We start from the raw sequence: 14,762 nt of genomic DNA, 5'->3' as shown, positions 1-14,762 counted from the left end.
GGCGATGAGCACGGCCCAATCCGCGGCTTTACTTTTGAAAGCTAACGTACTGAGTTACAATTCATCCATTCAGCAAAGAGGCGGACAAGATTATGATCAATCCAAAGAAAATCGAAGAAATGGCGAAGCAACTGAGCGATAGTTTGCCCAGCGGTCTTAAGCAATTTGCCGGTGAATTTGAAGAGCGCAGCAAGCAAGTGCTGCAAAATCAATTGCTCAAGTTAGATCTGGTTTCCCGTGAAGAATTTGAAGTACAGCAGCATGTACTACTGAAAACCCGCGAGAAGTTAGAAGCTCTGCAGGCGCAAGTTAATGAGCTTGAGAAAAAGCTGAACGCCGCGGACTAACTAATAATGCATGTGTGAAAGAGCACAGTTAGCGATAGCGCAGCTGTGCTTTTTTGTTTTTAACAGTTCAAGCATTGAGTCACTTAAGGAAATAATGCAACAACTCGCCAGCTACATTCTCGCCATTCAAGGTTATCCTAGCCCGGTTTCAGTAGTGAGCCACACCCAAGAGCAGCACAGTTATCGGGACGCTAATGCTGAAATTTGCGAATCCTTGACCTTGTATCACTTCGACAACGGGGTTGTGGTCAGTCTGTTAAGCGAGCAAGATACACAGACTGATGAGTCAGACGCGGTTTGTGCCGATTATTGGCTCAGCTATCGCGTCGTGACGGCCGATATCGCGATTTCGCCGCAGCAAAAGTCCTTTAGTAATCTCTGCCAACAAGGCTTTTGGCTTAAGATGCAGCAAGGGCTTACCGAGTGAAAATAGTTGTGGGCGCCAAGACTTAAGCGCTCGAGTTCGAATCGTCAGGGAAGAAGACAATGGATACCGCAAGCACCACTTTCTATCAGGACTATCTCCTTTGGGGATTGTTACTCCTTGGCGGCCTGCCACTACTCAGTTATCCCTTTGTGGTTCTTGCAAGCCTGATGGGGCTTGCCAGCCAAACCACGATTAAAGTGCATTGGTTTTATCGGCTGATGAATAAAAGCTTTTTGTGGGGAACCCTAGCTTATCCCTTAGTGTACATTCCCTGCTATTGGCTCGCGCGCAGTGAAAACAGTTCATTATCCTTAGGCTATGCCGCCCTGCCACTACTCTTTTTAGCACTGCTGTACCTGTGCTTTCACTGGATGGATGTACCATCTAAAGACAAGCGCCCAGATAACGACAAAGATCCCGATTAGATCTTCTGCTGCCGTGCGTATTTTTGTTTAAATGCCTTATGGTTAGCCTTCACCAGTTTCCAGCGGCTACAGCCATTAAAGCGCGCATACTCAGTGACTGCCGCCTCAAATGCCGCACAAAAGTCATCATCCATGCCATCGAATCCAGCTTCTAGGCTCAGCTGCTGTAATAGCAATAAACCGCTTTGCCGCTCGGCTTTCACATCTACTCGACCAACGAAGCGGTCACGCCATAGAATCGCGAGGGAGTAATAGCCATTTTGGCGTTTTTCGGCGGGCACATAGACTTCAATTTGATAATCAAAATCAAACCATTGCTTTAATCGTTGCCGCTGAATTAATAGATTATCGAAGGGATTGAGTAACCAGACTCGATTGGGCATCGCAGCGGTTATTTGCAGCTCGGGGCGATAAAAATACCATTGCCCTTCGGCCTTAAAGCTCGCTAATTCAGCTTGGGACTGCATTGCGGCTAATTGCTCATTCACATTAGCTTTTATGCCTTTGCGCAGATACGCGATTTGCGCCGCCGAGCCAAAGGCATGGGCATCGAGGTAACGCTCAATCAAATGGCGGGCAAATTCGGCCTCGCTCGGCGCTTGGGTATTGATATGCTCTGGCAACACGCGTTCGGTAAGATCATAACATTTTTGAAATTTTTCCCGCCGCACCACCATTAGCTCACCGCGCATAAACAACTGCTCTAATGCCTTTTTGGCGGGTTTCCAGTCCCACCAGGCGCCGTTTTTACCTTCGGTATGTTCAAAGTCACTGGCCTTGAGTGGCCCTTCGGCGCGAATGCGGGCGCGCACTTCCTGCATCACCTTATCGTCTGGCTCAAACCAATGTTTTCCGCCATTTTGTAGCAGCTGTTTACGCTGCAAACTAAAACGGTAGTCGGCAATCGGCAAATAGGCCGCCGCATGGGACCAATATTCAAAAATCTCCCCCTGCGCTAACGCCATATCCAGCATCATGGTTTGATACTGCGGCATCCGACTATGCAGCACATGATGATGTGCCCGCTCGACCACATTGATGGAGTCGATCTGCACATAACCAAGACGGCTAATCAGCTCGCTCACCGACGAGTGAGGTTGCAGTAAGCCTTGCTGCTGCATATTCAGCTGTAACCACTCACGGGGTGAAAAAGGGCTCGACATGCACTCTCCAAAGGTAACTAAAAGCGAATAGCTCTCTCAAATGGATACCCTTATCGGCTTAATATCCAAGGGATAGCTATCTCACTTTTGTCGTATATTTCGCAAACTTGGCGCCAATTTGCCAGCTTGCCGACAACTTCGGTTAAAATAAGACATTTCCTGGCTAAGGGCTATCGCTTTACCTCGAGGCGAGCGATGAGCTCTCCAAGGTTAGCCCCTCATTAAGGATTGATGAATGAATATCTATTACCGCGAAGCCAAACTCTGCGGTCGCAAAACTGGCAATGGCACTAAGCTGCCATTTTTGATGAATATGCTGTACTCACTCGCTGCAAAGAATGGTGATTTACAACCCTTTGCCATGGAGGATATTCAGGCCGTCCTGTTTAACCAGCATCAATCCATTGGCTGCTCCATCAAAGCACCTTTGCCCATAGTCTCTTGGCGTAGCGAAGCCATTTGGTACGAGCTATTCAAAGGTGAAGCGCCCGTATATCTACCCCAATGCATTACTTTTACCAATGGCGCCGTCGACTTTGCGATTGTCGTGATTGGCGATGAGTATGAACTACGTATTTGGCCTGACGCCAATAATCGTGAGCGTGAAAGACACCAATGGTTTTCACACCATGCCGCCGTCTACTCGGATGAAACCGAAATCTTTAAGGAATGTCTTGAGACCTTACTTCAACATATCCGCAAGGAAGATGACTACGAGGCCAAACACCCCAAATTTGGCAAAAAGCCACAAGCCGAGACCTAAGATTTAGCTCGTATCTGGGCAATTGCCATAATTTTGCCACTATTGATCAGCAACTTGCCCGCAACTCCTGTGGGCAAATCTGTTTTAATACCCGCCGTGATATCGAGTTAGCCCACAGTATGCCGTGCCGACTCGCGCGTATTTCATAGGGAATGAAATCCATGTTTAACATTATTTTCTGGGTGCTCACGTTACTGAGTTTGGCGCTATTTGGCGGCGCCATCTATTTAGTGGCACGTGCACTCCTTAAAAAACTCAATCGTGATCAAGGAACGGATATGTCAGCACTGGAACAGCCTGCCACAGCAAAGGGAGCGGCATTGAAAAACACCACGCTATTAAAAGCCTTAACCATTGGCATACTGTCGATTGTGGCCTTGCTACCGCTCGGGATCATTATGGATATGACGTCCGATCGCGAAATGCTTTACAACAGTGTGGTCGATGAAATCGGCCGCTCATGGGGCGAGCAGCAAACCCTCTCAGGCCCTGCGTTGGTGATCCCCTACAGCTATTTTGTGATGCAGGAAGAAGTCAGTAATGACGGTAAAACCCGCCACGAAGTGAAGCGCACCTATCAGGATGAGTTGGTGATCCTGCCGAAAAAACTCAGCCTCGATTTAGATTTAAAACATGATTTCCGCACCCGCGGCATTTACCAATCTCTGGTGTATAACGCGGCACTTAAGGGGCAGGCTGAATTTCGCTTAAACCGTTACGACATTCCTAACCTTATCGCCTTTGATAATCAAAATGCCCGTCTAGTCTTTGGGGTGTCATCGAATCAGGCAATTGATAAAGTGGAAAAAATTGAGGTTACGGGCGATTCAGTCTTACTCTCTGGCTCACTGATGTCGGGCACAGGTTTAACGACTGGTGGCCTAGAGAAAGGCTTTAACCAAGGGATCCAAGTCGGCGAAGCGAGTGATTTTAGCGTGAACTTTGCCATGACGCTGCGCGGTTCACAGTCGATTAGCGCCCTGCCATTAGGCGAACAAACCCTGCTGAATATCCATGCCGACTGGCCGCACCCGAGTTTTAAGGGCCTGCTCCCAGCTGAGCGTGAAATCACCGCCAATGGATTTACTGCCAGCTGGAATATCAGTCACTTAACCCGTAACTATCCGCAAGAGTTTATTAAGAGTAATCAATCGACACTTACGGAAGTCGTTGCCAATGCCATGCTGTTTGAGCCAGTGACCCATTACGGCAAGATTGAGCGCTCAGTCAAATACGGTCTGCTGTTTATCGTACTGACTTTTATCATGTTATTTATCTTCGAGCTGGGTCAAAAGACCAGCCTGAGCACAGTGCAATACATGTTGGTTGGCAGCGCCATGGCCCTGTTCTACCTGCTATTACTGTCACTCTCAGAGCACCTTGCCTTCCTGCAAGCCTATCTGATCGCCGCCTGTATTCCAGTGTTGTCGGTATCCGCCTATGTGGGCAGTGCCACCGCCAGCCTTAAGCGTGGCGGGATTGTCGGCACTATGCTGGTGAGCTTGTATGCGGTGCTGTACTCGATACTGCAACTAGAAGATTACGCCCTACTGATGGGCACCGGCTTGTTACTCGTCGTTTTACTGATTTTGATGTTCGTGACCCGCCATCAACCGAAGAACACGGTGCAATAGCACCTACCGCTCCACCCTTGAAGACCCCCGACAGCGCACTTTTTGCTGTCGGGATTTTTTTATTGGCAAGCCCAAATGTGGCATGTAGCCTATGTGGTTTACTCGGAGGCGAATATTTTGACTCATCCAGCCTATCTTCTACGTCGCTTAGCCCTTGTCTGGTTACTGCTGGCAACCATTCCAAGCTTACTGTTACTCACGCAAAATCAATTATTTCCGCTGATCGACCTGCAATCACCCTTAGCCAAAGCCCTGTACTGGCTTACCACCACAGGCACGGCGCCCTATGGAGTCGCGACCGTGTTAGTGGTACTGGCACTCGCCTATCGCTATATGCCAAAAGCGCTGTTTATTAGCCTGTTTTTAGCCATTAGCCTCAGCCAAGTTATCAGCCTAAGTACCAGTCATACCCTTAAAGCCTTTTTTAAAGAGCCAAGGCCGAACCTAGTGTATCTGTCAGACCAAGGGCTCCCAGAGGAAGCACAACTCAACCCACAGACTTTTTATCAATTAGCCAAACCTGAGCGCTCACAAGCCATCGCCGAGGCGCTAACCGAGCTACATACTATGGAGCCAGAGGTCAAACTCGCGCCTAACATTCACCAACATTGGGAGGATGAAATCGGCTATTCCTTTCCCTCTGGTCACACAATTTTTGCGGTCACCCTAGTGCTCACCGCCAGCTATTACTTGCTACTCGCGGGTTTGCCACTATTTGCCAACGCGTTATTTACTTGGGGGTTATTGATGGGCCTCAGCCGCATGTTACTCGGCATGCACTGGCCGCAGGATGTGCTCTTCTCCACCGTACTCGCCGCTATTATCAGCAGCTTAAGTGTATTTTTAGTGGAAAAGTTAAGGCCAAGAAGTAAAGAGCAACCCAACGGGTAAGAAGCATAAAGCCAGCCAAAGGGCTAACTCAGTGTGACAGGCGGCATCTGCAACTTATGTCGATGCCGTTTTTATCAGGAAACGTCTAAGCGACCAATCACTTCAGCCATACGTAAATGCCACGACCTCCGTTAACAGCAATACAGCCAAGACGACAGATATTGAAAGCGCCATCACACCAATAATCAAATGACTGTATCTTGCGAGGAACTTGTGTTCGATAGCAGCTTCTGGTTGTTGAATAGGCACAGATAAGCTCACCTTATCACCTATTTTCGGCCCAAAGCGGTTGTAGGCATGCTCGTTATAATTCATCAGCGCGCCGCAGATATAGCGCTGCCCTCGCCAAAAATATTCAATCACCGGATTAATAAACACTTGTTGATCCCTAAAGTGCTCAGGCTCGTCGCTATATCGATGATTCTCTTGCAGCGAAATAACCGTCCCTTCAACCAACTCATAAGCTAACAGCTGCTCTTGCCTAAATCTTAATATCCCGCCAATCCCAATCAGCCCAAGCACCAATGAAAACCAAGAGATTAACAGCTGACCACCAATATCCTCGAAGACAAATGCGCCAATAATCACGACAGGAATAGATAAGATAAAAACAAGAAATAAGATTAAATTACTCACTCAGCACCATCAATGTAACTAAGGAAATTCCCAATCGCTTGATGTGAAATTAAACTTCATTGAAGCTCAAAGAAAAGTGCGTTTTGCTTAACTCTGCTTGAAATGTGGGAATATTTTTATTTTTCACCAAGTCTTTAATTTCCGCAATGTCAGTCGGCGAAGTCCTACAACCTAGGAACACAGCAGAGATGCAATCAACAGGCAATTGAAATAAAAAGACAGAGGAAGGCATTACCGCTAATGAACCATATATTTCATTAAGAATTGTTTCACTGGGACTAAACTTCATCTCTTCATTATCATCAGTTGAGTTTCCATCATACTCTTGGTTGTCAAAACGTTCATACTCATCTGGATTAACCTGAAATGTTATAAAGTTGTCATCTTCTGAAATAACTCTAAATAATCTAATATATAGATCATCATAAAAATCATGCAGCTGCTCGAACAAGATTCTATCTACCCGAACAAAGTCTGCATCTCGTAATTTAGGTAAAATACGGTGCTCTTTCTCATAAATCCAGTCATCACTTTTGGTAAGTAATAAATCTTTTACACAAACACCTTTCTGCAAGGGTGAAAAACGCTCTCTGTTATATAGTACACGTTCAATAGTGTCTGACATTGATAGCTTGTAGTTAAAATAATATCCTAACTTTTCATAATCAAACTCAATAACAATCCCTTTATGCTCATTAGCATAATGTGACCACATTAGTAAGTTATTGTAGTTTTCAGTAAATGAAATTACACCAACTTCGTTAAAGTTAGCATCTGATGAAAACTGTTCAGCTTGTTCAAAGAAGTCGGCCCCTAATCCATCACGAAGTACCTTATCAATTAAGTCTTGTGCAGGACTTAGCTCAAATGGATCATTTAGAACACCTCGCTGACTTGCTCGGAGACAAAAACTAGAAAAAAATTCTCGCCGATAAGGCATATATTTGTATATTTTCTTCATATATCCCCGTAAAAACAAAATCTATTTATGCATTTGAAATGATGGATATTAAATATTAAAAACACATTATATTCAATTTAATCAAAAACTTACCAACAACACGAGCCCTAAGAATTGTTAACGTTTTCACAAAGGACTACATGGTATACCAAGGGTTTAACTGGATTAAGCACGGTCATGGAAGTGACCGTTGGCGGCATGGATGCCGCCGTCGAGCCTATAGGGACATATTCACGGCGTGTCACTGAAATGACTGTGCTTAATCAATACCACCCAAAGTAAAATACAACTTTGCCGATTAAACACACTTCTCATCCGATTTATCATCGGAAGAAAGTGCTCGGCTAATACTGCCGAAGATAGCGGTTAAAATCCCAATGCCCACATCCATCTGCCGGGCATTGCTATCATCACCGCTGGCCTCGCGTTGACTCTGATTGCCTGCTGTACCTCGCACAAAATCACAACTGGTATTGTTCATATTGCTGGAAGCACAACCACTTAATATCAGAATCAAACCGCCAATCAATAAACGTGAACTCACTAACCGCAAACTCACTCTGCGTAACATCCTTATACGCGAAACTGACATCTTAGTTCAGCACCTCTTCTAGGGCACCCAAACAGAGCGCGACATTCTCACGGCGGGCACCAAAGCCCATTAAACCGATGCGCCAAGCTTTGCCCGCTAGAGCACCAAGGCCTGCACCGATTTCAAGGTTGTAATCCTTGAGTAGACGCGCACGCACGGCGGCATCGTCAACACCTTCGGGGATATAAATGGCATTAAGCTGCGGCAAGCGTGACGCTTCGGCGACCACAAATTTCAGGCCAAGTTTTTCAAGGCCAGCGCGCAGCACTAAATACATGTCTTGATGACGCTTCCACGCATTTTCTAAACCTTCTTCGGCCAATAAACGCAGCGACTCGTGCAGGGCATAAAGCGCATTAACGGGCGCGGTGTGGTGATAACTGCGCTTACCGCCAGCACTGGTCCAATAGGCCATCACCAGACTTTGATCGAGGAACCAGCTCTGCACCGGCGTTTTACGATTTTTAAGCTTTTCCACCGCATTGGGTGAGAAAGACACAGGCGATAATCCCGGCACACAGGAGAGACATTTCTGGCTGCCAGAATAAATAGCATCGATTCCCCATTCATCGACTCTTAATTCCACACCGCCGAGGGATGTAACCGCATCGACAATCGATAAACAGCCGTATTGTTTTGCCAGCGCGCACAGGGTTTTAGCATCACTCAATGCGCCTGTTGAGGTTTCGGCATGCACAAAAGCAAGGAATTGAGCATCGGGGTTGGCCTTAAGCGCCGCTTCAACGGCAGCAGGGTCGACCGGCGTGCCCCATTCGTTATCCACAACCACGGCAATCGCACCGACGCGCTCGACGTTTTGGCGCATACGCTCACCAAACACACCGTTACGGCACACAATCACCTTTTCGCCGGGTTCAACTAAGTTCACAAAACAGGTTTCCATGCCCGCACTGCCGGGTGCAGACACCGCCATCGTCATTTCATTTTTGGTTTGAAACGCATATTGGATCAGGCTCTTAAGCTCATCCATCATGCCAACAAATAATGGGTCTAGGTGACCAACGGTCGGCCTTGCCTGCGCGGCTAATACTTCAGGATAAACATCCGATGGACCTGGCCCCATCAAAATGCGGCGAGGCGGATTAAAGGCAGAAAAATGCGGTGCAGGTAACATCATGTCTCCTTAATGCGTAGGGTCGAGGTCTGATTATTGTGTGACTAGAGCATTCACTCTTAACTTGTTAAACCAAACTACCACAAAAAGGGGCGCCTGTGCGCCCCTCCTTTAGCCTAAGTTGTAACCTAAAGCTAAGTGATTACAAAGGCAGGTTCTTTTTTCCTTTTCCGGCATTCAAAAACAGCTGATAAGCAGGGCTTTGCGTCTCTTCTTGATAGACAAATCCCAGCTCAGTTAAAAACTGCTGAAACGGCAAGGCATCGCCCTCGGGGACTTCAAACCCCGCCAGCACCCGCCCAAATGCCGCGCCGTGATTACGGTAATGGAATAAACTGATATTCCACTTGCTCTGCAGGGTGGTTAAAAACTTCAGCAGCGCCCCCGGATGCTCGGGAAACTCGAAGCTAAATAGGCGCTCCTCTAACGGCTCTGGTGGATGACCGCCGACCATATAACGCACATGTAATTTCGCGGTTTCATCACCAGATAAGTCCTGCACCTCAAAGCCATTATCTTCCAAGGTATTGATGATCTGCTCTAATTCGCCATGACCTTTAGTCAAACGAATACCCGCAAACACCACCGCCATATCGCGGCTGCTAAAGCGATAATTAAATTCGGTCATCACCCGCTTTTCGAGCAACTCACAAAAACGCAGGAAGCTGCCGGGACGCTCGGGCACTTTAACCGCCAGCACCGCCTCTTTTTGCTCACCCAGCTCGCAACGCTCCGACACATAACGCAGGCTGTGGAAGTTCACATTCGCGCCACTTAAAATCGCCGCGACTTTCTCACCCTTGCCACTCTCGCCCGTAGCATTGGTGCTGACATATTTTTTAAGCCCTGCAAGGGATAAAGCGCCCGCAGGTTCGGCAATGGCGCGGGTATCTTCAAAAATATCTTTAACGGCGGCGCAGATTTCGTCGGACGTTACCGTCACTACTTCATCCACAAACAGCTTGGCTAAGCGAAATGGCTCGGTGCCGATACGTTTAACCGCAACACCATCGGCAAACAAGCCGACTTGCGGGAGTGTGACAGGCTCGCCCGCTTCTATCGCCGCTTTTAAGCAGGCCGCATCTTCAGGCTCAACCCCAACAATTTTGACCTGTGGCATCACCGCCTTGTAATAGGCGGCAATCCCTGCAATTAAGCCACCGCCGCCCACGGGTACAAATACCACTTCAAGGTCGCGCTGCTGTTGCAACATCTCTTGGGCGATAGTGCCTTGGCCGGCGATCACGGCTTCGTCATCGAAGGGGGCGATATACACCCGACCTTCCTGCTCGGCCATCTCCATCGCAAAACCATTGGCCTGATCGAAAGCTTGGCCGTGCAACACCACATTGCCGCCTAAACGGCGCACCGCATCGACTTTAATATCTGGCGTAGTTTCGGGCATCACAATCACCGCATCCACACCACGACTGGCCGCCGACATGGCCACGCCTTGGGCATGGTTGCCCGCCGAGGCGCACACCACGCCGCGTTGACATTCGGCTTGGCTCAACTGAGCAATGCGGTTATAGGCGCCGCGCAGCTTAAAGGAATGCACAGGTTGCATATCCTCACGCTTTAAAAATACTTGGCAACCCAAACGCGCTGAGAGTTTGTTAAGGCTCGAGAGTGGCGTCACTTTCGCAACGTCATAAACCGACGACAGCAGGATTTTTTGCAAGTAACTTTGCGCAAGCTGACTCTTTTCTAAGGCAGAAGTGGCCGACTGCGACTTATCGGACTGAACTTGAGAGGGCTGAACTTGATAGGACTGGGCCTCAGCCTGCTCCGTTTGCGACGATGCGAGAGATAACATATCAGTCCTCCAACTTACTGCGATCGCGCACCGCGCCCTTATCGGCACTGGTGGCAAGCATGGCGTAGGCTTTAAGCGCCATCGACACATAACGCTGACGCGAAAGCGGTTTCCACGCCATTGGCCCACGGGCGAGCATGGTTTCACGGCGCGCAGCCAATTCGGCATCACTCACTGCAAGCTTGATACTGCGCTTAGGAATATCGATTTCGATGCGATCGCCGTTTTCAATCAAGGCAATCGTGCCGCCCGCTGCCGCCTCGGGCGACACATGGCCGATAGATAAACCGGAGGTTCCACCAGAGAAGCGGCCGTCGGTGATCAACGCACAGGCCTTGCCTAAGCCGCGGGATTTTAAGTAACTGGTTGGGTACAACATTTCTTGCATGCCAGGGCCGCCTTTTGGCCCTTCGTAACGAATCACCACTACATCACCCGCCACCACTTCGCCACCTAAGATGCCAGCGACTGCATCATCTTGGCTTTCGTACACCCGAGCGCTGCCAGTAAAGATCAGGTTAGACTCATCCACACCCGCAGTTTTAACGATACAGCCATTGTCCGCCAGATTGCCCGACAACACGGCCAGACCGCCCTCTTGGCTAAAGGCAAATTCGCGGCTACGGATACAACCTTCACGCCTGTCATCGTCCAGCGATGGCCAGCGGCAGTCTTGGCTAAAGGCTTTAGTGGTGGGAATGCCCGCAGGCCCCGCCATAAAGAATTGTTTTACTTTGTCATCTTGGGTTTGCATCACATCGAACTTGGCGAGCACCGACTTGAGATTGCCACCCGCATCGGCGGCAACGTGTGGCACATCAGTATGCAGCAGTCCGGCGCGGTCGAGTTCACCTAAGATGCCCATCACGCCCCCAGCGCGGTGCACATCTTCCATATGGTATTTAGCGGTCGACGGCGCCACCTTGCACAGATGCGGTACTTGGCGCGACATGCGGTCGATATCGTCCATAGTGAATGCCACGTCAGCTTCCTGCGCCGCAGCCAATAAGTGCAACACAGTATTGGACGAACCGCCCATGGCGATATCCAGCGCCATGGCGTTCTCAAAGGCTTTAAAGCTGGCGATATTGCGCGGCAATGCCGAGGCATCATCTTGTTCGTAGTAACGTTTGGTCAGCGCCATTACGCGGCGGCCCGCTTCTAAAAACAGTTCGCGGCGGTCGCTATGGGTCGCGAGCATGGAGCCGTTGCCCGGCAGCGACAGGCCTAAAGCTTCGGTTAAACAGTTCATCGAGTTGGCGGTAAACATGCCCGAACAGGAACCACATGTAGGGCAAGCACTGCGTTCGATTTTAGCGCTATCTTCATCGCTTACACTCGAGTCGGCTGCGGCCACCATGGCATCGACTAAGTCGAGCTTAATAAGCTTGTCCGACAGCTTGGTTTTACCCGCTTCCATCGGCCCACCCGAAACAAACACCACGGGGATATTGAGGCGCAGCGCCGCCATCAACATGCCGGGGGTGATCTTGTCGCAGTTAGAGATACAAACCAGCGCATCGGCGCAGTGGGCATTGACCATATACTCGACGCTATCGGCGATAAGCTCCCGCGAAGGCAGACTGTAGAGCATGCCACCGTGGCCCATGGCGATACCATCATCGACGGCGATGGTGTTGAATTCCTTAGCAATGCCTCCCGCTTCTTCGATGGCGCTAGCCACCAGAGAACCCATATCTTTTAAGTGCACATGGCCGGGAACAAACTGAGTAAAGGAGTTGGCAATCGCAATAATCGGCTTACCAAAATCATTGTCTTTCACCCCTGTGGCGCGCCATAGCGCACGGGCACCCGCCATATTGCGGCCTTCGGTACTGGTTGCTGAACGTAACTTTGGCATTGACTCTATCCTTTATCTCAAATCGAAAATCGTGCCCTTAGGGCCTTGCTGCAGCGCTAATGCCCGCAGCCACTTGATGCTTATGCGTGTACTTTTTGTTGTTGCAAGTTTAGCGGTAACAAGACCTTGCATTGAGTGACATCAATCAATTTATTCAGTTGATTGCTGAGCAGCTCGATGGCGCGCTCGCTGTCCACTTCCATATCTAGCGACAGACTCGCATCGTCGTTCATCCGCATCTGCATTTGGGTGACCGTAAAACCACGGTGACGAGTCACACGTAGTACACGTTCTATCACTTCTGGGCGTTGTTGAACCGTTAATTCTAGGGAGTGGATCATGTTTGTTTCTCCATTTCGTCCATCATATCGCTGTTTGATGCGCCGGGGGGCACCAGTGGCCAAACGTTAAAAGCATCGTCGATTGCTACGTGTAACAAATAGGGTCCCTTAGCCGCTAACATTTCGGTTAAGGCCTCTTCCACTTCGTCGGAAGAGAAAATCGTGCGGCCGGGAATATCGAAGGCCGAGGCGAGTTGCACAAAATCAGGATTGTCTGACAGATCGGTTTCGCTGTAGCGCTCTTCAAAGAATAGCTGTTGCCACTGCTTCACCATCCCCAGTTTCTGGTTGTCGATCAGCAGAATTTTCACCGGCAATTTGCGGCGCTTGATGGTGGTCAGCTCCTGCACGTTCATCATAAAAGAGCCATCGCCAGACACTGTGACCACAGTTGCATCGGGGCGAGCCACTTGGGCGCCGATAGCGGCAGGTAAACCAAAGCCCATAGTGCCTAACCCTGCGCTGGATAAATGATCTTCAGGGCGGCGGAACCACATATGCTGGGCAACCCACATTTGATGCTGGCCCACATCACAGCACACTACGCTGTCTTCGGGCAGTTTATTGGCTAAACGGCGCAGCATGGCAGGAGCGTAGATTAAGCTGCCGGGATGTTGATAATCCCATTGATGTTTACGGGCAAGATGTTCAACCTCTGCCTGCCAAGGCGTGATGTTCAGCGCCATAGCAAGGGCAGGGAAAATCTGGCGTAAATCACCTGCGATGGCCACATCGGGCTGGCGCAATTTGCCCAGCTCGGCGGCATCGATATCCAAATGGATGACTTTGGCCTTGTTGGCAAAGGTTGCTAAACGACCAGTGACCCTGTCATCGAAGCGCGCACCGGCAACCACTAATAAATCACAATCCTGCACCGCTAGGTTGGCCGCCTTTCCGCCATGCATACCTAACATTCCTAAATAACCTGGGGTGCCATGGGCAATACTGCCTAAGCCCTTTAACGTCGCGACCGATGGCATACCCGTGGCTTTGATAAATTCCCGCAGTTGATCGACCGCGCCCGCCATCCCCACGCCGCCACCGACGTACAACATTGGCTGCTTCGCTGCTGCTAACAGGGCGCGGGCCGCTTCAATCTCACTGACGCTCGCCTGTGGCTCATTGGTTACCGCTAGCAAGGGAGTGCGATATTCCAGTTGCGCGATTTGAATATCCTTAGGGATATCAACTAGCACTGGGCCGGGTCGGCCAGATGCTGCTATTTCGAAGGCTTGATACAGGGTCGGGATAAGATCGTTGACATCCGTCACCATAAAACTGTGCTTAGTGCAGCTTAAGGACATGCCCAATACATCGATTTCTTGAAACGCATCTGTGCCAATCACGGCGGTTGAAACCTGACCCGTGATAGCGACAACAGGTACAGAATCCAATAACGCATCGGCAAGCGAAGTGATTAGGTTAGTCGCACCAGGGCCAGAGGTCGCAAAGCACACGCCGGTTTTACCACTGGCTCTGGCGTAACCTACGGCGGCAAAGGCTGCGCCTTGTTCGTGGCGGCTTAAGAGATGTTCAACAGGGCTTCCATAGAGGGCATCGTAGATTGGCATAATGGCACCACCTGGGTAACCAAATACTGTAGTAACACCATGTGCTGCCAACACTTTTATGACTGCGTCTGCGCCTCTAATCATCTGCCCTGGTTCCATATTTCTCTCGCTACCTTGATCCTGAAATGCCGAAAATCGACTCGTAATTTGTGCTATTTCGAAACCTCATTTCCAAAACCTAGGGCCTGAAAACGAAGAA

15 protein-coding genes are annotated in these 14,762 nt (G+C 49.4%); 6 read left to right on the top strand and 9 right to left on the bottom strand.

The window, feature by feature from the left end:
• Positions 1-92 precede the first annotated feature (92 nt).
• The 3 genes from N7386_RS01920 to N7386_RS01910 all read left to right on the top strand — a co-directional run bounded on the left by N7386_RS01920 (position 93) and on the right by N7386_RS01910 (position 1,199).
• Positions 93-347 carry an accessory factor UbiK family protein gene (locus N7386_RS01920; RefSeq protein WP_011621181.1) on the top strand — a complete coding sequence of 85 codons (255 nt, stop codon included), beginning with the start codon at positions 93-95 and terminating at the stop codon, positions 345-347.
• A 94-nt stretch (positions 348-441) separates the two neighbouring features.
• Positions 442-774 (top strand): hypothetical protein, encoded by a 333-nt coding sequence (locus N7386_RS01915; RefSeq protein ID WP_279766883.1) that lies wholly within the window; start codon positions 442-444, stop codon positions 772-774.
• 59 nt (positions 775-833) lie between these two features.
• Positions 834-1,199 carry a hypothetical protein gene (locus N7386_RS01910; RefSeq protein WP_279766882.1) on the top strand — a complete coding sequence of 122 codons (366 nt, stop codon included), beginning with the start codon at positions 834-836 and terminating at the stop codon, positions 1,197-1,199.
• On the opposite strand, the gene N7386_RS01905 is transcribed toward N7386_RS01910, so the two are convergent.
• Positions 1,196-2,362: a crosslink repair DNA glycosylase YcaQ family protein gene (locus N7386_RS01905; RefSeq protein ID WP_279766881.1), complete on the bottom strand. Its 1,167-nt coding sequence runs from the start codon at positions 2,360-2,362 to the stop codon at positions 1,196-1,198. The two genes, N7386_RS01910 and N7386_RS01905, sit on opposite strands and share 4 nt — an antisense overlap.
• A gap of 235 nt (positions 2,363-2,597) precedes the next feature.
• Here N7386_RS01905 and N7386_RS01900 point away from each other — a divergent pair, with 235 nt between their 5' ends.
• From N7386_RS01900 to N7386_RS01890, 3 genes are all read left to right on the top strand, one after another.
• Positions 2,598-3,125 (top strand): hypothetical protein, encoded by a 528-nt coding sequence (locus tag N7386_RS01900; RefSeq protein WP_279766879.1) that lies wholly within the window; start codon positions 2,598-2,600, stop codon positions 3,123-3,125.
• 161 nt (positions 3,126-3,286) lie between these two features.
• Positions 3,287-4,759 (top strand): cell envelope integrity protein CreD, encoded by a 1,473-nt coding sequence (gene creD / locus N7386_RS01895; protein WP_279766878.1) that lies wholly within the window; start codon positions 3,287-3,289, stop codon positions 4,757-4,759.
• 75 nt (positions 4,760-4,834) lie between these two features.
• Positions 4,835-5,650, top strand: coding sequence for a phosphatase PAP2 family protein (locus N7386_RS01890; protein WP_279766877.1), 816 nt, complete (start codon positions 4,835-4,837; stop codon positions 5,648-5,650).
• A gap of 102 nt (positions 5,651-5,752) precedes the next feature.
• Here the strand turns inward: N7386_RS01890 and N7386_RS01885 are convergent, their stop codons facing one another.
• The 8 genes from N7386_RS01885 to ilvG form a co-directional block, all read right to left on the bottom strand.
• Positions 5,753-6,286, bottom strand: coding sequence for a hypothetical protein (locus tag N7386_RS01885; RefSeq protein WP_279766876.1), 534 nt, complete (start codon positions 6,284-6,286; stop codon positions 5,753-5,755).
• Between the two features lie 49 nt (positions 6,287-6,335).
• Complete coding sequence (locus N7386_RS01880) at positions 6,336-7,247, bottom strand: DUF2971 domain-containing protein (RefSeq protein WP_279766875.1); 912 nt, start codon at positions 7,245-7,247, stop codon at positions 6,336-6,338.
• 298 nt (positions 7,248-7,545) lie between these two features.
• On the bottom strand, positions 7,546-7,806 hold the full coding sequence (locus N7386_RS01875; protein ID WP_083757872.1) for a hypothetical protein: 261 nt from the start codon (positions 7,804-7,806) through the stop codon (positions 7,546-7,548).
• Positions 7,807-7,840: 34 nt separating this feature from the next.
• Positions 7,841-8,974, bottom strand: a complete 1,134-nt coding sequence (locus tag N7386_RS01870; RefSeq protein WP_279770947.1) for an alanine--glyoxylate aminotransferase family protein — start codon at positions 8,972-8,974, stop codon at positions 7,841-7,843.
• A 142-nt stretch (positions 8,975-9,116) separates the two neighbouring features.
• Positions 9,117-10,790 carry a threonine ammonia-lyase, biosynthetic gene (gene ilvA / locus N7386_RS01865; protein ID WP_279766874.1) on the bottom strand — a complete coding sequence of 558 codons (1,674 nt, stop codon included), beginning with the start codon at positions 10,788-10,790 and terminating at the stop codon, positions 9,117-9,119.
• A gap of 1 nt (position 10,791) precedes the next feature.
• On the bottom strand, positions 10,792-12,651 hold the full coding sequence (gene ilvD, locus N7386_RS01860; protein ID WP_279766872.1) for a dihydroxy-acid dehydratase: 1,860 nt from the start codon (positions 12,649-12,651) through the stop codon (positions 10,792-10,794).
• Positions 12,652-12,731: 80 nt separating this feature from the next.
• The gene (ilvM, locus tag N7386_RS01855; protein ID WP_011621169.1) at positions 12,732-12,992 is read right to left on the bottom strand and encodes an acetolactate synthase 2 small subunit; all 261 of its coding nucleotides are present in this window, start codon (positions 12,990-12,992) and stop codon (positions 12,732-12,734) included.
• On the bottom strand, positions 12,989-14,662 hold the full coding sequence (ilvG, locus tag N7386_RS01850; RefSeq protein WP_279766871.1) for an acetolactate synthase 2 catalytic subunit: 1,674 nt from the start codon (positions 14,660-14,662) through the stop codon (positions 12,989-12,991). Before ilvG ends, ilvM begins: the two co-directional genes overlap by 4 nt.
• Between the last annotated feature and the right edge of the window lie 100 nt (positions 14,663-14,762).

Origin of the sequence: Shewanella sp. GD04112, assembly GCF_029835735.1 — a bacterium.
Taxonomy (GTDB): Bacteria; Pseudomonadota; Gammaproteobacteria; order Enterobacterales; family Shewanellaceae; genus Shewanella.
This window is presented reverse-complemented; position numbering and strand designations above follow the sequence as displayed.